Raw genomic sequence first — 17465 nt, forward strand, 5'->3', positions numbered from 1 at the left:
CGAAGCGGATACACTGCCGCCTCGAACGTCGAGTGCCCCCCATCCCGTGATTTCCCTTAGAAACTTCGCCATGCGCCGCGGCGAGCGGCTGCTGTTGTCCAACGTGGATCTGACCCTGCATGCCGGCTACCGCGTTGGCGTGGTCGGGCGCAACGGCACCGGCAAGTCCAGCCTGTTCGCGGCGATCCGCGGCGAGCTGGAGGCGGACAAGGGCGATGTGGAACTGCCCGGCAGGCTGCGCACCGCCAGCGTCGCCCAGGAAACCCCGTCGCTGCCCGATCCGGCACTGGACTTCGTGCTCGGCGGCGACACCGAGGTGGCCGCGGCGCTGCAGGCCGAGGCCGACGCGCTGGCCGCCGAGGATTGGGAGGCGGTCGCCGCCGCGCACGTGCGCCTGGAAGAGGTCGGCGGCTACGACGGCACCGCGCGCGCCGGCAAGCTGCTGCACGGCCTGGGCTTCCCGGCGGCGACGCATTCGCGCCCGGTCAAGGACTTTTCCGGCGGCTGGCGGGTGCGGCTGAACCTGGCGCGGGCGCTGATGATGCCCTCGGACCTGCTGCTGCTCGACGAGCCGACCAACCATCTGGACATGGACGCGGTGCTGTGGCTGGAGCAGTGGCTGCTGAAGTACCCGGGCACGCTGCTGCTGATCAGCCACGACCGCGAATTCCTCGACAACGTCGCCACCCACACCCTGCATCTGCACGGCGGCGGCGCCAAGCTGTACGTCGGCGGCTATACCGATTTCGAGCGCCAGCGCATCGAACAGCTGCGCCAGCAGCAGATCGCGCACGAAAAGGAACAGGCCGAGCGCGCCCACCTGCAGAGCTTCATCGACCGCTTCAAGGCCCAGGCCAGCAAGGCCAGCCAGGCGCAAAGCCGGATGAAGCGGCTGGCGAAGATGGCCGGCACCGAAGCGGTGCGCGCCGAGCGCGAGTTCCGCATCGAGTTCGCCCAGCCCAACCGCCTGCCGCATTCGCTGATCCGGCTCAACCATGCCGACTGCGGCTACGGCAGCGAGGTGATCCTGCGCCAGGCCGGGTTCGGCCTGGAAGCGGGCGACCGCATCGGCCTGCTCGGTCCCAACGGCGCCGGCAAGTCGACCCTGGTCAAGAGCCTGGTCGGCGAAATCCCGCTGCTCAGCGGCGAGCGCAGCGCGCATCCGGACCTGCGCATCGGCTACTTCGCCCAGCACACGGTGGAGTCGCTGCACGAAGGGCAATCGCCGATCGACCATTTCCGCGAGATCTCGCCGGACGCGTCGATCCAGGCGTTCCGCGACTTCCTCGGCAAGTGGAATTTCCCCGGCGACCGCGCGTTCGAAGTGGTGGACGGCTTCTCCGGCGGCGAGCGCGCGCGCCTGGCGCTGTCGCTGATCGCCTGGCAGCAGCCGAACGTGCTGCTGCTCGACGAGCCGACCAACCACCTGGACCTGGAGATGCGCGAGGCGCTGGCCGAGGCCTTGAGCGATTTCGAGGGCGCGATCGTGATGGTCTCGCACGATCGCCACCTGATCGGCCTGGTCTGCGACACCTTCTGGCGCGTGGCCGACGGCGTGGTCGAGCCGTTTGCCGGCGACCTGGACGAATACGCGGCGTGGCTGCGCAGCCGCCCGGCCGCGCAGGGCACCAAGCAGAAGATGGCCGAGGTCGCGCCGACTCCGCCGCCGCCGGTCAAGCCGCTGCCGGCGAAGAAACCGCCGAACCCGCACAAGCTGGCTGCCGCCGAAAAGCGCGTCGGCGAGCTGGAAGCGGCGCTGGCCGAACTCGACCGCCAGCTGGCCGATCCCAAGCATTACGCCGATGCGGAGAAGATGGCGGTGCTCGGCCGCGATCGCGAAGCCACCGCGCAACTGCTGGCGCAGGCCGAGCAGGCGTGGATGGAATTGATCGAAGGCGCATAGCGCGCCGCGCCTGCGTTGCGCTCGCAGGCGCAGTCCGTTGCGGTGCTGTGCGCCCAAGCGCGTTCATGCCGACGCCGATAAGCTTGTGCCGATGACAGCGAACGGGGCCAGCCAACCATGATCAGCGGCATCATCAGCGTGGACGACTATCTTGCCGCGCAACGCTTGCACCACGGGCGCTTGTTCCGGCGTGCGCTGACGCTGATGGCGGTGCTGCTGCTTGTCGGGATGCCGCTCTTGCTATTCGGTAGCCCCGATTCCATCCGAAGTCTGATCGGCGGCCTGCTGGTCGGCATGGGCGGCGGCGGTCTGATCGGCTTTCCCTTGCTGTACAAGTGGAAAATACCGCGCAAGGTGCGGCGCCTGCATGCGCAGCAGGCCACCCTGCGGCATAGCATTACCTATGCCTGGGACGAGGATGGCTTGGAGGTGTCGTGGTCGGGTGGACGGGCGCGCCGTTCCTGGACCGATTTCATCCGCTATCGCGAAAGTCCGCGGGTGCTGCTGCTGTACCACAACGACATGTTGTTCGACATGGTGCCTACCTCCTGGTTCGTCGATGACGCCCAGCGCGAAGCGTTTCAGCGGTTGGCGTCGCGGGTGAGAAACGGCGCTGCGCGCGCGGTGTAGCGACCGCTACGCATGCGCCTGGGCGGACGCGAACGGCGATGCCGCGTGGCTGGTGCATGACGACCGTCTATGGCATGACCAGAGCGACTGGCTAAGAAACCGAGCGCCCACTTCGCGCTTGCCGGCATGGTGCCGGCGTGCCCGTCCTGGCTCAGGCGGCGGCGCTGGCCACCACCAGCAGTCCGCCAGCGATGGCGGCCCAGTCCAGCGGCGTACGCGAGCGCAGGCCGCGCAGCGACGGGCGTGCCGTCGGCGTCGGCCGCAAGCCGGCCTTGATCCCCATCAAGGCCAAGCCGGCCGCGCTCAGCGCCCAATGCCATTCGCTCGCGCCGCTGCGCAGGAAATAGGTCAAGTGCAATACGCACAGGCAGGCCAGCACGGCGGCCAGGACGATGTCGCGCGAAACCAGGGCCGGACGAGCGGCCATGACGAAACGGTTCATTGCGTGTTCCCCCCAAGAAACAGGATTGCCTTCCCCAGGCACACATTACGACTGCGACTCTGATCATAGTTCTGCTTCTGGATGGTCGCCAAGCGGCAGTGCACAAATTCTTCACATCTCTTGGCCTGTGTGCCGTGCGCCTCCCGGTCTCCATGCCGGTGCGGCGTCTACCAGGTGCGGCGGCGGTGCTGAAGACTTGTGCGATGGCCGGAACCGGCTCCGGTATGCGTTGAATCATGGGATGTGGACGTGGGGACGGTGCCGGTGGATGCGCTGCACTGGCGGCGGCCTCTGGAGGCGACTCAAGGAGCACGGCATGAACCGAGTCATGGCAACGGCACTGCTGTTCGCGTTGCTGGCCGGCTGCGCCAGTTACGGCCAGCAACGGACGCAGCGGGCGAGCTGCCGAGAGGTCTCGCCCCTGGCCAGCGAGTGCAAGGCGGCGGAATTCATCGTGCTGGATGGGGATGGCACGGCGCCGGCGCCGGCGCTGGCCTTCGTCGAGTTCGACCAGAAGGGCGTGCCATACGATCCAGCGTCGATCGACGACGTCATCGACAAGATCGCCGCGAGCGCCGCGCAGCCGCCGCAAGGCCTGCTGCTGGTCGTGTTCATCCATGGCTGGAACCACAACGCGGCGCAGAGCGACGGCAACGTCATCGCCTTCAAGGCCTTCCTGCGCCAGTTGCAGGCGCAGGAACAGGTGCTGGCGGTGGGCAAGCGGCGTGCGGTGGTCGGCGTCTACCTGGGGTGGCAGGCCAAGGCCTCGGATAACAGCCTGCTCGAACTGCTCTCGTATCGGGACAAGAAGGAGTTGGGGCTGACCACCGGCGTGGAGGGCGTGCGCGGCGTGCTGGCGCGCCTGGCCGAGTTGCGCCGTGCCGCGCCGGAGAGCCGCCTGGTGCTGATCGGGCATAGTTTCGGCGGCGGCGTGTTGTTCGCCGCGGTCAAGGACCGCATCGTCGCCACCGTCGGCGATCCGCAGGCGCGTCGGCAGACGGCGTATGGCGATCTGGTGATCCTGCTCAATCCAGCGATCGAGGCCGAACAGTTCGTCGCGCTGCACCAGGCTGTCGCGCAGACGACGTTCCGCGCGTGCGAGCCGCTGGCGATGGCCAGCTTCACCTCCGAGGCCGATACCGCGCTGTCCGGCGAATTCCCGCGCGGCATGCGTCTGTTCTACCCGCAGCGGCTGGCGGCGGCGAGCGCGGACCAGGCCGCACTGATCACCACCGCGTACGGTTTGTATCCGCCGTTCTCGCGCTATCGGCTACGCGTGCTGCCGGGAGCGACAGTGCAGACCGCGCTGACCCCGGCGGCATTCACCGCGGCGGCGCGGACCTGGGGCGGCTTCAGGGCCGGCACCGGCGCATTCGCACTGGGCGGGATCGAATTGGCGTCCAGCGCGGCGCAAGCGCCGCAACCGTGGGTGCCGCTGTTGAACGTGCGCGTGGACAAGGCGCTGATCCAGGAGCACAACGCGATCTGGGATCCCAAGTTCGCCTATTTCATCCGCGGCCTGGTCGGCATGGAATTCGCCAAGGGCGACGCTTGCCGATGAGCCTGCGGCGCGTGCGACAGCGACCCTGTGCGGGCCGTCGTGCGCTGGCAGCGTGGCGACGGCCGAGCTTTCCGTGCGCGCTCCGCTCAGCTCGCCGCGTGCTGTCGCTCGGCCAGCAGCCATTCGCGCAGGCGGCGGCCGGCCTCGCTTTCCGCGCGCGAGCGCAGCCGGGTGAGCCAGTAGCGGCCGGCGTCGATGCGGGTCGGGAACGGCGCCAGCAGGCGTCCGGCGTCCAGGTCCTGGGCGAACAGGCGCAGCGGCAGCAAGGCCACGCCGGCGCCCGCCGCCGCGGCGCTGGCCAGGGTCAGCGACGAATCGCAGATCGGTCCGCTGGCGACCACTTCCGGCGCGCCGGCCGCCTGCAGCCAGTGCGCCCATTCGTCCAGCCGGTAGGAGCGCAGCAGCGGCACGCCGCCCAGGTCGGCCGGCATGCGCAACGATCGCGCCAGCGCCGGCGCGCACACCGGCGCGAACGGCGCGTCCAGGATCGGCGTGGCGCACTGCCCCTGCCAGTCGCCGTCGCCGAAGCGGATCGCCAGGTCCAGGCCTTCGCCGGCCAGATCGACCCGGTTGTTGTGGGTGTGCACGCGCAGTTCGATGTCCGCATGCGCGGCGTGGAAGGCGTCCAGCCGCGGCAGCAGCCAGCCCACCGCGAAGGTGCCGACCACGCCGATGCTCAGCGTCTCGCGGTAGTGGCCGCCGGAGAAGCGCTGCAGGGTGGCGGCGATGCGGTCGAAGGCCTCGGTCAGTACCGGGTGCAGGCGCTGGCCTTCGTCGGTCAGGGCCACGCCGCGCGGCAGGCGCTGGAACAGCACCACGCCCAGGCGCGCTTCCAGTTGCTTGATCTGGTGGCTGAGCGCGGCCTGAGTCACGCACAGCTCGGCGGCGGCGCGGGTCAGGTTCTGGTGGCGCGCGGCGGCTTCGAAGGCACGCAGGGCGTTCAGCGGCAGCTGCGGGCGGATCATCGTGCGCCATTAGTTATTTTCATGATTGCGATTGAATAACCTCGCTGGTGGGCCGCGGTCAAGCTGCGCATGATCGACGCTTCCGACGGAGGTGGACGATGCTGGCGAGACGACGATTCCTGCAGGGCATGGGGCTGGCGGCGGCCGCGCTGGCGGTTGCGGCGGTGGACGCGAAAGTGCAGAAAAACCAGGCGCAGACGTTGGCGCAGCGGCTGGCCGCAATCGAGCGCGGCACGGGCGGGCGGCTCGGCGTGACGCTGCTCGACGGCAGCGGCGCAGTGCTCGGCGGGCAGCGCCAGGACGAGCGTTTCCCGATGTGCAGCACCTTCAAATTTGTATTGACGGCCGCGGTGCTGCAGCGGGTAGACCGCGGCGAACTGAGCCTGCAGCAACCGGTGCAGATCCGCGCCGCGGACATGCTGGCGCACGCGCCGGTCACCGAGCGCCATGTCGGCGGCGCGCTGAGCGTGGCCGAACTGTGCCGGGCGACGATGATCTTCAGCGACAACCCGGCGGCCAACCTGCTGTTCCCGCTGGTCGGCGACCCGCCCGGGCTGACCCGTTTCCTGCGCGGGCTCGGCGATCCGCAGACCCGCAGCGACCGCCACGAGCCGGAGATGAACCGGTTCGCCGCCGACGACCCGCGCGATACCACCACGCCTGCGGCGATGGCCGCGACCCTGCGCACGCTGTTGCTCGGCGACGCGTTGCGGCCGGCTTCGCGCAAGCAGCTGACCGCGTGGCTGATCGACAACCGCACCGGCGACGACTGCCTGCGCGCCGGCCTGCCGCCTGGCTGGAAGATCGGCGACAAGACCGGCAGCAACGGCACCGATACCCGCAACGACATCGCCATCGTGTGGCCGCCGGGCCGGCGCACGCCATTGCTGCTGACCGCCTATCTCAATGGCGCCAAGGTCGACGACGCCGCACGCGACGCGGCACTGAAGGCGGTGGCGGTTGTGGTGCGAGAGACGCTCGCGGGTTGAGCGTTGCGGCGCCGCTATGCCGCACGCCTTCGCGGCGTATCCATCGCGCGCTCGATAACTGTCGTGGCCCAGCGGATGTCCGCCGCTGGCTGGCGGCATCGCGCATTCCCAGCTAGGCGCGGCAGCCGCGCACGCATTGCAGAGCACGACATCCAGGCGCATGCGTTGCCAGGCCTGCAATCGGACGCATCGCGTTTTCCACGCATCGCATCCACTCCTCTCCCATCCTCGCCATCCACTGGATCACTGCCAATGCGTAATCCGCTTCTTTTTGCAGTCGCAGCCGCCGCACTTGTGCTCGCTCACACACCGGCGCAGGCGGAGATCTGGCAACCGGCGCCGGGCCATGTGCAGGTGCCGATCTGGCCTGGCAAGGTTCCCAATGCGTTGCCGCATCCGAAACCGGAATCGGTCGGTCCCGGCGAAGGGCACACGTGGTGGGCCAGGGCCAACGATGTCAGCCAGCCGACGATGACGGTGTATGCGCCCACGGGCCGCAACACCGGTGCGGCGGTGGTGGTGTTTCCCGGCGGCGGCTATCAGGTCCTGGCGATGGATCTGGAAGGCACGGAGATCTGCGATTGGCTGACATCGCGTGGCATCACCTGCGTGCTGCTGAAGTACCGCGTGCCGAATTCGGGGCCGACCTGGGTCAACGGCAGCCGCTACTACCCGAAAGTGCAGACCGCGCTGCAGGACGCGCAGCGCACGCTCGGCCTGGTGCGCCTGCATGCGGCGGAGTGGGGGATCGATCCGCACAAGGTCGGCGTGATCGGGTTTTCCGCGGGCGGGCACCTGGTCGCCGCGGCCAGCACGCATTTCGCAAAGCGCACGTATGCGGCGGTGGACGCCGCGGATGCGGAGAGTTGCCGCCCGGACTTCGCCATCGCCGCCTATCCCGGCCACCTGTGGGCGCACGAGGACGAGGATCGTGCCGAGCGCGATCCGACCCATCTGGAGCTGCGGCCGGACATCACCGTGACCGCCGACACGCCGCCGACCTTCCTGCTGCAGGCCGAGGACGACGAGGTGGATGGGGTGACGCAGTCGTTGGCCTACTACGTCGCGCTCAAGCAGGCCGGTGTGCCGACGGAAATGCATCTGTACGCGCAGGGCGGCCACGCGTTCGGACTGCGACCGAGCACGTTGCCGATCGCGCAATGGCCAAGGTTGGTGGAGACGTGGCTGGGGACCATCGGCGTGCTGGACGCGGTTGCGACGCACTGAGCGCCGCTGCATTGCTGGCGGGGCATGCTCCACACGCAGAATCCCGCCTTGCGCGCCGCCATTGCGCTGCGTAAGGCGCAGCGCTCAGCCGAGCGCGCCGATCTCGACCGGGTCGTCCTGATACAGCCGCGCCGGCCCGCCCATCGCCGGATCGGTGACGCCGGGCTTGCCGGTTTCCACGCGCCCGGCCAGACGCTGGCGCGCGCCGTTCTGGATCAACCACAGGTCATACCAGCCGCCGCTCGGCGCCGCACTCCAACTGCGTCGCTGTTCGGTGCCGGGCGCCAGCGTCACGCTGTCGTGCGGTTGCGCCTGCGCATAGGCGCCGGGCTGCAGTTCCACGCGCAGCGTGCTGTTGCCGGGGTTGCGCAGCAGCAGGCACAAGGCGTGCGGATCGCCCGCGTCCTGGGCGATCTCGGCCTGCAGCGGCGGCGTGCCAAGGTCGCCGCGGTAATGGCGGTGGAAGCCGTTGGGGCCGAGCAGCCACAGGTCGTAGCGGCCGTCGTAGGTGGTCCAGGTGGCGTCCAGCGTGGCGCCGGCGCCCAGCGTGTAGCGCCGCGGAATCGCGGCCAGGTCGTAGCGGTCGTAGACGTGCAGCACCGCGGCCGCGCCGGCATTGCCCATGCGCAACAGCACTTCGCCGCGTGCGTCCACGTGCTGCAACTGCACCGTCGGCCGATACGGCAACGCGCGGGAGCGGCGCACGCCGAACGGCTGCTGCGGCGCCTGCACGGTGTCCGGCAGCGGTGGCAGCGCGTGTTCGTGCAGGGCGGCCGCGCGTGCGGCGGCGGCGCTGACGTCGGGCAGCGTGGCGAAGAACGGGCGCGTATCGGCCTGGCGGAAATCGAAGGCATCGACCAGGTCGCCGCAGACCGCGCGGCGCCACGGCGTCAGCCCGCTAGCGGCGACGCCGAAGCGGCGTTCCAGCAGGCGCAACACCGAGGTGTGGTCGTAGACCTGCGAATCGATCCAGCCGCCGCGGCTCCACGGCGAGATCACGTACATCGGCACCCGCGGGCCCAGTCCGTAGGGCCGGCCGCGCAGCTCGGGCAGATCGGCCTTTTCGTCGCCCGGCGCAGGGTGCAGGTGGTATTCGCCGTCGGTGCTCACCGTCGACGCGCCGGCCCAGCCGCCGGCCGCTGCGGGATCGGGCGAGGGCGGCGCCGGCGGCGGCACGTGGTCGAAGAAGCCGTCGTTCTCGTCGAACATCAGCAGCAGCGCGGTGCGCGACCAGACCTTCGGGTCGGCGGTGAGCGCATCCAGCACGCGCGCGGTGTAGGCCGCGCCCTGCGCCGGACTGGACGGATCGGGATGCTCGCTGCCGGCGGCGTCGGCGATGATGAAGCTCACCGCTGGCAGCTGCGCGCCGAGCACGTCCTCGCGCAGCTGCGCCAGCGTGCGCGTGCCGACACCGCGTTCGCGCAGTTGCGGATCGTGCCCGGGCGCGCCGCGCCAGGCGGCGCGAAACGGGGCGAAGCCGGCCAGTGGGTTGTCGGTGAAGTTGTCGGCCATGTCCTGGTAGATCTGCCAGGACACGCCGGCCTGCTGCAGTGCTTCCACGTAGCTGGGCCAGTTGTAGTCGTCCGCGTACCCGCCCAGTTCGGGAAAGTTGTCGTGCGAGTTGGCGATCACCGGCCCGCCGGCGCGCGCCTGCGCATCGTTCTGTCCGGTCCACAGGAACACGCGGTTGGGATTGGTGCCGGCCTGGATCGCGCAGTGGTAGGCGTCGCACAGGGTGAAGGCCTCGGCCAGCGCGAACTGGAACGGCAGGTCGTCGCGTTCGAAGTGCGCCAGCGCGTGGTCGTGCTTGGCGGCGGCCCAGCGGCCCATGCGGCCATGGTCCCAGGCCTGCTGCGCGTTCGGCCAGGTGTGCGGGGTGCCCTGCACGCGCATGCTGCGGAAGTCGCGTGCGGTGTGCAGCGGGAACGGCGTCAGCAACCGGCTGCCGTCTTCGCTGGGTTGCAGCCACACGTTGCGCGGGGCGATGCCGGGCAACGGCGGCGCCGGGATCGGGAAGCGGTCGCCGAAGCCGCGCGCGCCGGCGAAGCTGCCGAAGTAATGGTCGAAGGCGCGGTTCTCCTGCATCAGGATCACCACGTGCTGCAGGTCCTGCAGGGTGCCGCTGCGCACGTCCGGGGCGATCGCGGCGGCGCGGGCGATACTGGGCGGCAACAGCGCGGCGGCGGCGCCGGCGACGCCGGCCTGGAGCAGGCGGCGGCGGGGAAGATCGGTCATGGCGCGGGCACCGGCAGGACATGAAAAGAGGACTCGCCGGCGGCGCCAGGCCGCCGGCGAGGACGCAGCATGGCGGCTGCGCGATTACAGATCCAGCGTCAGGGTCAGGCCGACCGTGCGCGGTGCGGCGATGAACGCGCTGTCGCTGCCGTCCACGCCTTCCAGATAGCGCTTGTCGGCGAGGTTGCTGACGTTGAGGTCCAGCTTCACGCCCTGCAGCTGCGCCGACAGCTGCGACAGGCTCAGGCCCAGGTGCGCGTCGAAGGTGGTGACGCCGTCCAGGCTGTTGCTATTGGACGCATCCAGGTAGCGCTTGCCGAGGTAGCGCCCGGAGATGCCGAACGCCCAGGCCTGGCCCTGCCAGTCGGCCGAGGCCACCAAGGTGTTGCGTGGCTGGCCGATCACCTGCGAGCCGGGGGTGATCTCCAATGCCGTGTCGCGCGCGGCGTCGCCGCTGCCCAGGTAGGTCGCCTTGTTGAAGGTGTAGGCGCCGTTGACCCGCCAGCCGTTGTCCCAGCCGTAGCCCAACGCCGCTTCCACGCCGCGCGCATGCACGCCGCCGAAGTTCTCATAGACGCCGTCGGTCTCGCCGAGATAATCGATGCCGCTGACGAAGTTGGCCGGCACGTAGACGATGCGGTTGTCGAAGCGGATGTCGTACACGGTGACGCTGCCGGTCAGCGGCCAGCGGCTCATGCGTAGGCCCAGTTCGATGTTGTCGGCGGTTTCCGGCTTGACCCGGCTCAGCGCCACCGGGTCGGTCTCGCCGAGCACGCCGGAGGGAATCGCGGCGAAGTTCTGCGAGTAGCCGGCGAAGGCTTCCAGGCCCTTCACCGGCGTGGTCCAGGTCAGGCCGGCGGAGAACAGCGGATCGGAATGCGAGTCCGATTCGACGTGTTCGCTGTCGCCGATGCGGCGGTCGCGGGTCTGGTCGACGAAGAACTGCTTGACGCCCACGCGCCAGGCGAAGTTGCCGTAGCGCATCACGTCTTCCACGTAGTACATGCGCTCGTCGGTGTCGTAGTTGTCCTTGAACTGCACCCAGTACGGCACGTGGTCGAAGGCGATGTTGGTGCCGACATCGAGCAACCGGTGCCAGTCGCGGGTGACGCTGCGCCGGTATTTTTCCAGCCACACGCCGCTGCGCACGGTGTTGTCGATCGCGCCCAGGTCGGTGCGCCATTCGGCATCGGCGGTGAAGCCGGCGCGGTCGTTGTCGTAGTGGCTGTGACGGTAGGACTGCACCGCCTGCGAGCCGGCCGGGTAGCAGGCCGGATTCGACTCGGCCGGCACCGTCGCGCTGCCGCTGCAGCCGGCCAGCATCGTCGCCGCCGCGCCGGTGGGGGTGACGAAGTAGATCTTGCCCAGGTCGCTGCCGCCGTAGACGGTGCGTCCGCCTGTGTATTCGGATTCGGGCTTGCCGCTGCCGTCGTCGGTCACGTCCACCAGGTACGGCGGGATCCAGTCGCCGCGGCCTTGCATGCGGTGCGCGTAGCCGGCGAGGGTGGCCTTGAAGCCATTGCCGCCGTCGAACGCGCCGCGCAGGTAGCCGAAGGTGTTCTTGCGCAGCGCGCGCGAGCCGGAGCGGTAGTTCTGGTCCAGATACGGAATGCCGGTGAGGGTACCGGTCAGCAGGTCGTGCTCAGGATCGCGCGCGAACTGTTCGGGGGTGACGCTGCTGTACTCGGATTCGTCGGCGTCGTTGTAGGACAGGTAGCCGCTGAGCTTCCACGCGCCCAGGTCGCTGTCGAACTTGCCGGCCAGGTGGTCGCGGGTGGTGTGGCCGCTGCCGTCGATCCAGTCGGTGTTGCTGCTGTGCGAGGCGCTGATCCAGGCCTTGCTGCTGCCGATCAGGCCGGTGTCGTAGCGCGCGTAGTACTTGCGCGCATCGTTGTCGCCGATGCCCACCGCCATGCGCACGCGCTGCGCGTCGAGCGGTTCGCCGGTCAGGTAGTTGAGCGTGCCGCCCAGCGCTTCGTTGGAGCGCGATGCGATGTCGGCCGTACCCTGGCTGACTTCGACCGTCTCCAGGTCGAGCGTGTCGATGAAGCGGTTGGCCTTGGAGCCGCCGCCATAGGCCGAGCCGCCATTGGGCAGGCCGTCGATGGTGGTGCCGATCTGCTGCGTATCGCGGTTGCTGACGAAGCCGCGCATGCTGATCTGCGTGCCCCAGTCGGAGGAGCCGAACGCATCGGCCTCGGTCACGATCACCCCGGGCAGTTCGTTGAGCACGTCGTTGACGCTGCCCATCGCGAACTGGCGGTCCAGCATTTCCTTGCTGACGCTGGTCTTGGCGTAGGTGGTGGCCTGGCCGACGACCTGCACCTGGTCCAGGGTGGAGACCTGCGCATCGGCGTCGGCGGCGGGAGTGCTGGCGTCGCTGGCGGCCTGGGCGTGGGCGACCATCGCCGACAGCAGCAGGGCAAGTGTCGTGCGCCGCGGAGCACGGAAACTTTTCGGAAAATTCATCAAGGGTGAACGCTTGTGTGGGGGCTGTGATGGTGTCGACACATGGTTGCGTGTGTGTGACTGCCTGTTTGCGGCAGGCGCCACTTGGTGCGCGTATCCGAAAGACGGCATTAGCGGTGTGCGTACTCGTGGCGAGGGGAGCGGGCACGCATCGTCGCTGCCGATGCAGCCGGCGCCATGCGGGCCTTGCCGCCTGCGTGCACGGCAGGTCGGGGCAGGTGCCGGTGCCGGTGCTGGCGCCGGGGCGAGCGCCGGTGCGCCGTAACGGCGCTCGCGCACGCCGCGCGGCATCATTGGCGCCGCTGCCGCCGGTGGCCCCCCTCGATGGACGCACTGCCCGATGAGCCACGAACTGATCTACCTGCTGCTGATCTTCGCCCTGCTGGTGATCCCGCGCGCGCTGCAGCGCTTCAAGCTGCCGGCGCCGCTGACCTGCCTGCTGTTCGGCATCGTCGCGATGCTGGCGATGGGCGAGCGCGCGCACGATGCGGTGATCGCGCTGCTGGCCACGCTCGGCATCTCCTCGCTGTTCCTGTTCGCCGGGCTGGAGGTGGACCCGAAGGCGCTGCGCCGCGGGCTGTGGCCGCTGCTGCTGCATCTGCTGGTGCGCGGCGGCACCTTGGTCGGGGTCGGCTGGCTGGCCTGGCGCTACGCCGCGCTGCCGTGGCAGGCGGCCGGATTGCTGGCGCTTGCCCTGCTGACCCCGTCCACCGGCTTCATCATCGATTCGCTGGGCCGGCTCGGGCTCAGCGAGGAGGAGCGCTTCTGGGTCACCAGCAAGGCCATCGCCGGCGAATTGCTGGCGCTGGCGGCGTTGTTCGTGATCCTGCAGGCCGGCGATCCCTGGCGGATGGGCCTGTCCAGCCTGGCCTTGCTGGCGATGCTGGTCGGCCTGCCGCTGCTGTTCGTGGCGCTGGGACGCTGGGTGGCGCCGCAGGCGCCCGGGTCGGAGTTCTCGCTGCTGGTGATGGTCGGGCTGATCGCCGCCTACATCACCTATTCGCTGGGGGTGTACTACCTGGTCGGCGCGTTCATCGCCGGGCTGGTCGCGCGCCTGCTGCGCCAGCGCATGCCGCTGCTGGCCTCCGACGAGAACCTGCACGCGGTGCGCCTGTTCGCCTCGTTCTTCGTGCCGTTCTACTTCTTCAATGCCGGCACCAAGGTGCCGAGCGGGGCGTTGAGCCTGCAGGCGATGGGACTGGGCCTGGCGCTGACCGCGTGCGTGCTGCCGTTGCGGATCGGTATCGTCTGGCTGCAGCGGCGGCTGCTGTTCGGCGAGGACGCGCGCAGCAGCCTGCGGGTGTCGCTGGCGCTGGCGCCGACCCTGATCTTCACCCTGGTGCTGGCCGCGATCCTGCGCGAGCGCTTCGCCATCGCCGATGCGCTGTTCGGCGCGCTGCTGCTGTATGCGGCGCTGAGCACGCTGCTGCCGTCGCTGCTGTTGCGCATGCCGTTCGACGTGGACCCGGTCGAGGCCGCGCCGCTGCCGGCGGCACCGGCCCAGGGCCTGCTCGAGGCGCCGGCTGCGGAAGATCCGGCGGCACCCCCAGTCGATCCGCCGCGGCCGCCGCTGCCGCAAGCGGCCGTTTGAGCGGCCCGCGGTTCCCGAACCCGCGCGGCGGCGTCGCGGCCGGCTGGAGAATGCATGCCCGGGCGCCACGCGCCGGTATCGCTTGAAAGCCGGCGCCCGGGCCCCATACTGGCTGCCTCCGTTCCTTTCGCGTTTTTGCCGCCATGCCGATCTATGCCTTCCAATGCGCCGAGTGCGGTCACAGCTTCGACCGCCTGCAGAAACTGTCCGATCCCGATCCCGAGGCCTGTCCGTCGTGCGGCGCGCCCGCGATCAAGCGCCAGCTGACCGCGCCGTCGTTCCGCCTGTCCGGCAGCGGCTGGTACGAGACCGACTTCAAGAAGGACGGCGACAAGAAGCGCAACCTGGCCGAATCCGGCAGCGGCAGCGCCGGCGAGGCCAAGCCAGCCGCCGCGGCCGCCTCCACCGACAGCGCGGCCAAGCCTGCCGCGGCACCTGCGGCCACGCCGGCACCGGCCGCCAAGCCCGCTGCCACCTGAGCGCGGCGTCGCGGAGCGTAGCGTCCCGAAAATGCGAACGGCCCGGAGGCGCCTCCGGGCCGTTCGCGTTTCTGCCTGAGATCTTAGCGGGCGCCGAAGCGGGCCCGGCAGCCTTCCTTGACCCACACCGCATTGCCCTCGTAGCCCCAGTTGCGGCCTTCGACGCAGGTGGTGCCGGACAGCTGCTGGATCACCGCCGGTCGGCCCTGGCGGCGGTCCCAGGCGCAACTGCGCAGGCGCTTGTCGTCGCTGCTGCAGGTCACCGAGTAATCGCTGCCGGACGGCGGGCGCCCCGGACCCCAGCCGCCCCGCCACCGCCCCGGCCTTCGGCGAACTCGCCGCGGCAACCATCGTCCACCCACACCGCGCCGTCGCGCTGGCCCCAGCTGCGGCCTTCGATGCAGCGGGTGTCGGACAGCTGCCGGACCAGCACCGCATTGCGCCAGCCGGTGTTGCAGACGCGCTGGCGCTGGTCCTGGCTCTCACAGCGGATGGTGCCGCCCGGGCCGGGACCTGGGCCAGGACCCGGACCCGGCCCCGGACCGCCGCCGTCGCCCCAGCCGCCGCGGCCTTCGGCGAAGCGGCCGCGGCAGCCGCGGTCCACCCACACCACGCCGGGGCCCGAGCCCCAGGTCTGGCCCTCGATGCACGGCGAATCCGACAGCGCGCCGACCAGCCGCGCGCGGCCGCGGAACGGCGTCGCGCACTGGCGGCGCTTGCGGTCGTTGCTGGAGCAGGCGATGGTCTGCGCATTGAAGCCGGGTTCCGGTCGCCACTGGCCGCTGCTGCCACGCAGCGAGGTGGAGATGTCCTGCTGGATGCGGCCGAAGCCCCAGCCGCGGTCGACCTGGTCCAGGTAGAACTCCAACTGGTCGTCGGGGATCTGCCGGCCGCGGGTCTGGTCGGCGTATTCGCGCTCGATCACCCGCACCCGGCTCGGCACCGACAGCTGCCGCAGGTCCTCCGGCGCATAGGCGCGCGCGCTCTGCGCGGCCACCGGCCCGCTGGCCAAGGCCAGACCGGCCACCAACAACCAACCGCTCAGCTGCTTCAACATGGGTCCCCTCCGACGCCCGTGACTGTGGGCGGACTATAGCCTCACGGAAACTTAAGGCCAGGTGAGTTGCGGCCGGATTTGCCCGGGCCGGCGCCGCGCCGCAGAATATCCGGCTTGCCGGCGCGTTCTGCGCCGGCGGCCCCACCTTGGAGTTTGCGATGCGTACCCACTTCTGCGGCCTGGTCGACGAGACCCTGATCGGCCAAACCGTCACCCTGGCCGGCTGGACCGATGTCGCCCGCAATCTCGGCGGGGTCTGCTTCATCGACCTGCGCGACCACGAGGGCATCGTGCAGGTGACGGTGGAGCCGGAGAGCGCGGAGGTGTTCGCGGTCGCCGCCTCGCTGGGCTACGAGGACGTGCTGCAGGTGGAAGGCGTGGTGCGCGCGCGGCATGCGGTCAACGACAAGCTGCGCAGCGGCAAGGTCGAGGTGATCGCCACCCGCATCACCATCCTCAACAAGGCCGCGCCGCTGCCGTTCCATGCGCACGAGAACCCGGGCGAGGAAACCCGCCTGAAGTACCGCTACCTGGACCTGCGCCGCCCGGAGATGCAGCGCATGCAGCGCACCCGCATCAAGCTGGTGCAGGGGCTGCGCCGCTACCTGGACGAGCGCGGCTTCCAGGACATCGAAACCCCGATCCTGACCAAGGCCACCCCGGAAGGCGCGCGCGACTTCCTGGTGCCGGCGCGCATGCATCCGGGCGAGTTCTACGCCTTGCCGCAGAGCCCGCAGCTGTTCAAGCAGATCCTGATGGTGGCCGGCTTCGACCGCTACTACCAGATCGCGCGCTGCTTCCGCGACGAGGCGCTGCGCGCCGACCGCCAGCTCGAGTTCACCCAGCTCGACATGGAGTTCGCGTTCGTGCGCGAGCGCGATGTGCAAGATGCGGTGGAGCAGATGATCCGCCACATCTTCAAGGAAGTGGTGGACGTGGAGCTGGCCGCCGAATTCCCGCGCATGACCTGGGCCGAGGCGATGCGCCGCTTCGGCTCGGACAAGCCGGACCTGCGTATCGGCCTGGAACTGGTCGACGTGGCCGAGCTGGTCAAGTCCAGCGAGTTCCCGGTGTTCACCGCTGCTGCCAACGATGTCGACGGCCGCGTCGCCGCGCTGCGCATTCCCGGCGGCGCCACGCTGTCGCGCAAGCAGATCGACGACTACGCCGCGCACGCGGCCAAGTACGGTGCCAAGGGCCTGGCCTACATCAAGTTGTCGGAGACCGGCGAAATCAGCTCGCCGATCGCCAAGTTCTTTTCCGAAGAAGCCTTCGCCGCATTGGTCGCGCACGTCGGCGCCGGCAACGGCGACATCGTGTTCTTCGGCGCCGGCGGCTACAACAAGGTCTCCGACTTCATGGGCGCGCTGCGCTTGAAGGCCGGCAAGGACTTCGGCCTGGTCGCGCAGGGCTGGGCGCCGCTGTGGGTCACCGATTTCCCGATGTTCGAATGGGACGATGAAGCGCAGCGCTACGTCGCCCTGCATCACCCCTTCACCGCGCCGGCGGTGGACGACATCGCGCAGCTGCGCACGCACGCCAGGACCGCGGTGTCGCGCGGCTACGACATGGTGCTCAACGGCAACGAGATCGGCGGCGGCTCGATCCGTATCCACCGCCCGGAAATGCAGAGTGCGGTGTTCGAACTGCTCGGCATCGGCGCCGAGGAAGCGCGCGCCAAGTTCGGCTTCCTGCTCGACGCGCTGAACTACGGCGCGCCGCCGCACGGCGGCATCGCCTTCGGCATCGACCGCATCGCCGCGCTGATGGCCGGCACCGAATCGATCCGCGATGTGATCCCGTTCCCCAAGACCACCGGCGCGCAGGACCTGATGACCGACGCGCCGTCGCCGATCGCCGATGCGCAGCTGGCCGAAGTGCACGTGCAGGTGCGCGCCAAGCCGGTGCAGGGCTGAG

Annotated in this window: 11 protein-coding genes and 2 pseudogenes; 8 read left to right on the top strand and 5 right to left on the bottom strand. The window is 69.7% G+C overall.

Annotated features, from left to right (window positions below; genetic code table 11):
- Positions 1 to 46 precede the first annotated feature (46 nt).
- Together HEP75_RS05720 and HEP75_RS05725 are read left to right on the top strand one after the other, a co-directional pair.
- Complete coding sequence (locus tag HEP75_RS05720) at positions 47 to 1903, top strand: ABC-F family ATP-binding cassette domain-containing protein (protein ID WP_185825755.1); 1857 nt, start codon at positions 47 to 49, stop codon at positions 1901 to 1903.
- 117 nt (positions 1904 to 2020) lie between these two features.
- A complete protein-coding gene (locus HEP75_RS05725) occupies positions 2021 to 2533 on the top strand; it encodes a YcxB family protein (RefSeq protein WP_185825756.1) in 513 nt (170 codons plus the stop codon).
- Between the two features lie 151 nt (positions 2534 to 2684).
- On the opposite strand, the gene HEP75_RS05730 is transcribed toward HEP75_RS05725, so the two are convergent.
- A complete protein-coding gene (locus HEP75_RS05730; protein ID WP_185825757.1) occupies positions 2685 to 2975 on the bottom strand; it encodes a hypothetical protein in 291 nt (96 codons plus the stop codon).
- 316 nt (positions 2976 to 3291) lie between these two features.
- Between HEP75_RS05730 and HEP75_RS05735 the strand changes: the two genes are divergently transcribed.
- A complete protein-coding gene (locus tag HEP75_RS05735) occupies positions 3292 to 4536 on the top strand; it encodes an alpha/beta hydrolase (RefSeq protein ID WP_185825758.1) in 1245 nt (414 codons plus the stop codon).
- A gap of 86 nt (positions 4537 to 4622) precedes the next feature.
- Here the strand turns inward: HEP75_RS05735 and ampR are convergent, their stop codons facing one another.
- Positions 4623 to 5501, bottom strand: a complete 879-nt coding sequence (ampR, locus tag HEP75_RS05740; RefSeq protein WP_185825759.1) for a LysR family transcriptional regulator AmpR — start codon at positions 5499 to 5501, stop codon at positions 4623 to 4625.
- Positions 5502 to 5710: 209 nt separating this feature from the next.
- Here ampR and bla point away from each other — a divergent pair.
- Together bla and HEP75_RS05750 are read left to right on the top strand one after the other, a co-directional pair.
- Positions 5711 to 6490 (top strand): annotated as a pseudogene (gene bla, locus HEP75_RS05745) (class A beta-lactamase); the annotation flags it as partial.
- A 252-nt stretch (positions 6491 to 6742) separates the two neighbouring features.
- The gene (locus HEP75_RS05750) at positions 6743 to 7717 is read left to right on the top strand and encodes an alpha/beta hydrolase (RefSeq protein ID WP_185826512.1); all 975 of its coding nucleotides are present in this window, start codon (positions 6743 to 6745) and stop codon (positions 7715 to 7717) included.
- A gap of 84 nt (positions 7718 to 7801) precedes the next feature.
- Here HEP75_RS05750 and HEP75_RS05755 read toward each other — a convergent pair whose 3' ends face one another.
- Positions 7802 to 9952, bottom strand: coding sequence for a phospholipase C, phosphocholine-specific (locus HEP75_RS05755; protein ID WP_185825761.1), 2151 nt, complete (start codon positions 9950 to 9952; stop codon positions 7802 to 7804).
- A gap of 84 nt (positions 9953 to 10036) precedes the next feature.
- The gene (locus HEP75_RS05760) at positions 10037 to 12421 is read right to left on the bottom strand and encodes a TonB-dependent receptor (RefSeq protein ID WP_185825762.1); all 2385 of its coding nucleotides are present in this window, start codon (positions 12419 to 12421) and stop codon (positions 10037 to 10039) included.
- Positions 12422 to 12761: 340 nt separating this feature from the next.
- Here HEP75_RS05760 and HEP75_RS05765 point away from each other — a divergent pair, with 340 nt between their 5' ends.
- Entirely contained in the window at positions 12762 to 14012 is a 1251-nt protein-coding gene (locus tag HEP75_RS05765; protein WP_185825763.1) for a cation:proton antiporter, read from the top strand.
- A 143-nt stretch (positions 14013 to 14155) separates the two neighbouring features.
- Positions 14156 to 14491: a zinc ribbon domain-containing protein gene (locus HEP75_RS05770; RefSeq protein WP_185815566.1), complete on the top strand. Its 336-nt coding sequence runs from the start codon at positions 14156 to 14158 to the stop codon at positions 14489 to 14491.
- Between the two features lie 83 nt (positions 14492 to 14574).
- Here the strand turns inward: HEP75_RS05770 and HEP75_RS05775 are convergent.
- Positions 14575 to 15257 (bottom strand): annotated as a pseudogene (locus tag HEP75_RS05775) (DUF3011 domain-containing protein); the annotation flags it as partial.
- A 449-nt stretch (positions 15258 to 15706) separates the two neighbouring features.
- Between HEP75_RS05775 and aspS the strand changes: the two are divergent.
- The gene (aspS, locus tag HEP75_RS05780; protein WP_185825764.1) at positions 15707 to 17464 is read left to right on the top strand and encodes an aspartate--tRNA ligase; all 1758 of its coding nucleotides are present in this window, start codon (positions 15707 to 15709) and stop codon (positions 17462 to 17464) included.
- Position 17465 lies beyond the last annotated feature (1 nt).

The organism is Xanthomonas sp. SI, assembly GCF_014236855.1.
GTDB lineage: Bacteria > Pseudomonadota > Gammaproteobacteria > Xanthomonadales > Xanthomonadaceae > Xanthomonas_A.